Raw genomic sequence first — 3,541 nt, forward strand, 5'->3', positions numbered from 1 at the left:
TGTTGCGCCTCGATGATGCGGCCCGCGGCCTGGGTCACCGCCTCCTTGGCCGCATCGCTGCGCGCCACAGAGCGGGCGCGTGTTTCGCGTGCCTCAGACGCCAGCCGCTCGCATTCGCGTTCCTTATGTACCGCGTCACGCAGTTCGGCCTCGGCTGCAATCAGAGCTTCTGTTGCCGAGGACTTACGCAGCTCTGCCTCGGAAATCGCCTCGTTCAGCTCCTCGCGTTTCCCGGCAATCTCAGCCGGGACCGCATTCGCCTCTTCCAGCTCTTCTTGCGAGGCTTCGCGGCGTTCGGCCAATTCTGCGATCCGTGCCTCAGCGCTCTCCAGACGGTGGCGCCAGCCGGACAGCTCCTTGGTCACTTCCTGGGCGCGCTTGGTACGGGCCTCGCCTTCACGGCGCAACTCATCGTGGGAGGACCGGTGCGTCAGCATGGTGATCCGCGCCGCCTCCACCGACTGCTTGATGTCCTCAACCGCAATGCGGGCCTGGTCCAGATCGCCGAGATCCCCCAGCGCCTTTTCCGCCTCTTTCAGCTGCAGGCTGGAACTCAGCGCGTCTTCCTCATGGCGGGAGACGGCAATCCCCAATGTCTCAAGTTTGGCCTCAGCCAGGTTGCGGTCCGCCTCGGCACGGCTCAGCGCACGCGCGGCGTCTGCCACCCGCTGGTCGGCCACGCGGCGTGCCTGGCGGGCGTTCTGGTCGGCCAGCGTCACCTCCTCCAGCTTGCGCAACAGCATCTCATGTGCCGCACGCGCGCCGTCCGCCGTAGCGCTGACACGTTCCATCTCCTGCTTCAGCGCTTCCAGCTTGTTCAATTGCTCCAGCCGCAGGGCTGCTGCACTTGGCGCGTCTTCGGCCCAGGCGCGGTAACCATCCCAGCGCCACAAGTCACCCTCAACCGTCACCAGACGCTGCCCTGGCGTCAGATACGCTTGCAGCCCTGCTGCCGCATCGCCATCCACCAGCCCGATCTGCGCCACCCGGCGGGACAGGGCATCAGGGCCGGAAACAAACAGCGCCAGAGGCTGCACACCATCGGGCAGGGGCGCATCCTGGTCATAACCGGACAGCGCCACCCAGCCCGTCGGCCCGTCCGCCTCCGCCAGCGGCGCGCGCAGATCATCGGCCAGTGCCGCACCCAGAGCCTTTTCATACCCCGGAGCCACTGTCAGCTCGTCCAGGATCTGCCCACCCTCGGCGGTATCCCGCTCCACCAGTTTGGCCAGCGCTGTAACCTCAGCGCGCAACGCGCCCAGCCCGCCTTCGGCTTCAGAGCGCTGCGAACGCGCTTCGGCCTCCCGGCTTTGAGTCTCGGTGCGGGTCTCATCCGCATCGGCCAGCGCCTCTTCAGCCATTTCCGAGGCCTCGCGGGCCTCTTCCTCAGCGGCCACCGAAGTTTCGAATTTCTCCACCGCCAGTTCCAAGGCATCCTGCGCCTCGCCCTTGGCGGCGCGGGCCTTTTCAGCCTCGCCCTCGGAACGGCCCAAAGCTCGTTGGCAATCCTCTAATGCACGGCGCGCCGACTGGTGGCGAGCCGCCAGACGGGCCACATCTTCGGTCACCTGCGCCAGATGATCCTCGCGTGCCTGCAAGATCGAGCCGGCATCGCGCGCCAGTTCCGCGGCTTCGGCCATCTTGCCGTCATGCCCGTCGCCGGCCTTGGACAGCTCGCGCTGCTCCCACTCCAGCCGTTCGATGGTTTCGCCGGCGTCCTTGTTGAGCCCCGCCTCGCGCTCAATGTCGTTGCCCAGCTGCACAACACGGCTGCTGAGCCGCTCGATGGTCTGGCGCGCCTGCGCCTCCTGATCGCCCAGCGAATCCCGTTGCACCACCAGACGCTGCAGGAAAAGGGCGTTAGCCAGCTGGTTTCAGTTGACCTGAAGAAAGCAGAGGCGATGGTGGCCTAAGGCAGAGGCACTACTGGGATTGGTGCTTTTGTTTTCGAATTTATTAGTGGAGTGACAAATGAATATGCTCAAAGCAATTGCCGCATCCGTGGTCTTGATGATCCCGGTTGCCGCGGCGGCCCAGAATGTAGTGGCCAAGACCGGCGACAGTGTTGCCGGTTTCTTCAAGGATGAAGGCGCCAAGGTCGAAGTAACCACGGACAGCGTAGGTGATCCCAACCTGAAAGTTGAGTATTACGGCAACGATTTCTCGGTCTATTACTACGGCTGCGACAACAACACCAACTGCGAGGCCATCCAGTTCTTTTCCGGCTATCAGACAGACGGCAGCGTGCGCCTGTCCAAGATCAACGAGTGGAACAATGAAAACCGTTTTGCCCGCGGCTATGTCTCGGAAGAGGGCTCAGCCCGGATCGAAATGGACGTGTTCCTGGGCAAAAAGGGCATGAGCCCGGATGATTTTGCCGAGGCCGTGGGGATCTGGAATCGCGCGATGCAGGATTTCGAAACTTTCATTGACTGGTGAAACCACGAGTCACCGGATCGTGACACCAGCTTAACAAGTGAACCGCTAAGGTAGGGGCATGAAACGGATCATGCCCCTTTTTCTATCTCTGATGGCAGGCAGCGCGTTGGCCGGCGATTGGCCGCTGCGGCCCGGCGACACGGCCTTGGCGCAGGACGAACTGGACGCGCTGTCAGGCCGGTCCTTTCGCTTTTTTGATGGCGGAGAGTCGCTGTATGGCAGCGATGGCGCCTATGCTTATACCTACTCGGCGGAGAACGGCGGGGGCACCGCTTGGGGCACTTACCGGATTGCCGCAGATGGCAGCGTCTGCGTGGAGTTCGCCAACGGGCTTGGCCGCTGCGATCTGTATGTGCGCAATGGAAGCCGGGTCATCCTGATTACCGAAAAGGGCGAGCGGTTCCCGGTCCGTTAAAGCTTCTGCAGCAGCGCCGGCGTCGGCCAGGCATCAGCGGGCAGGCCAAGGCGGGCTTGCTCTTTTTGCACTGCAATCCGGGTGCGGGCGCCAAGAATGCCGTCGATATCCCCAACGTTATGGCCGCGGGCCTGGAGTATCTGCTGCAACTGCTTCATCTGGGTGCCATTCAGCCCGCTTTCGGGTTGGCCGGCGCTAAATGCTTCTGCGCCTTTCAGCCGGTTGGCAAAGTAGGCAGCGGTGAGGACATAGGTAAAGCTCTGGTTCCACTCAAAATAGACGTCAAAGTTGGGGTAAGCGAGGAAAGCCGGCCCCTTGTGGCCCTGCGGCAGCAGCAGCGAAGCGCGCAAGGAGGGATCGGGTAGTTTGCCGTCCCGCGCTGAGACGCCCAGACCGCGCCACTGGGCCACGGATTTCTTGCGTCCAGTGCCTGTCAGCGTCAGATCCAGATCCTGGGGGATGATGACCTCTTGCAGCCAGGGCTGGCCCGGTTTCCAACCCAAATGGGACAGCATCCGCGCACCCGACATCAGCGCGTCGGCGGCAGAGGTTTTCAGGCTGACCTGGCCATCACCGTCGGCATCGACACCATGATCCAGAATATCTCCGGGCAGCATCTGCACCATGCCGATCTCGCCGGCCCAGGCGCCTGTTGTGCGTTTGGGATCGAAATTGCCCTGGCTGAAC

The 3,541-nt window shown here is 63.0% G+C and carries 3 protein-coding genes and 1 pseudogene; 2 read left to right on the forward strand and 2 right to left on the reverse strand.

Annotated elements, in window-relative coordinates; translation table 11 throughout:
- Positions 1-1,850 (reverse strand): annotated as a pseudogene (locus A2I95_RS27905) (chromosome segregation protein SMC); the annotation flags it as partial.
- Positions 1,851-1,971: 121 nt separating this feature from the next.
- Between A2I95_RS27905 and A2I95_RS27910 the strand changes: the two are divergent.
- Entirely contained in the window at positions 1,972-2,439 is a 468-nt protein-coding gene (locus tag A2I95_RS27910; protein WP_259989175.1) for a YbjN domain-containing protein, read from the forward strand.
- A 70-nt stretch (positions 2,440-2,509) separates the two neighbouring features.
- Positions 2,510-2,854, forward strand: a complete 345-nt coding sequence (locus tag A2I95_RS27915; protein WP_367152819.1) for a hypothetical protein — start codon at positions 2,510-2,512, stop codon at positions 2,852-2,854.
- Here A2I95_RS27915 and A2I95_RS27920 read toward each other — a convergent pair.
- Positions 2,851-3,541, reverse strand: a 691-nt coding sequence (locus A2I95_RS27920) for a lytic murein transglycosylase (protein ID WP_291735161.1), incomplete at its 5' end; no start/stop codon positions are given. The genes A2I95_RS27915 and A2I95_RS27920 overlap by 4 nt on opposite strands.

This window comes from Leisingera sp. F5, assembly GCF_001593695.1.

Coding starts and splice junctions, on each gene's coding strand:
- A2I95_RS27910 (WP_259989175.1), top strand. CDS start 1,972: ATGAATATGCTCAAAGCAATTGCCGCATCCGTGGTCTTGATGATCCCG.
- A2I95_RS27915 (WP_367152819.1), top strand. CDS start 2,510: ATGCCCCTTTTTCTATCTCTGATGGCAGGCAGCGCGTTGGCCGGCGAT.